Here is a 246-nt window from a genome sequence, read left to right on the forward strand (position 1 = left end):
GCCCGCTGGCGTGCCGAGCATCCGCGGCACGAGCTGGCCTGGAGCCGGCTGCAGGCCTTTGACGACAAGCTGCGCAGCGTGCCCGGCGGCATCGCGCGGCATACGCTGGGGGACACCTCCGCTGCGTCGCCGGCGCCCCGGGGCCGCCGCCGTGCCATGGCTGGCGGCGGCGATTTGCCATGCATCGGTGCCGCGCACCACATGGGCAATGCCTCCGGCCGTGGCCATGAGGCCCAGCAACTGCAT

The 246-nt window shown here is 74.0% G+C and carries 1 pseudogene; it reads left to right on the forward strand.

Annotated elements, in window-relative coordinates:
• Positions 1-246: pseudogene (locus ACSNOK_RS35655) on the forward strand (hypothetical protein); the annotation flags it as partial.

It is taken from the genome of Streptomyces sp. URMC 126, assembly GCF_051386555.1.
Classification (GTDB): domain Bacteria; phylum Actinomycetota; class Actinomycetes; order Streptomycetales; family Streptomycetaceae; genus Streptomyces.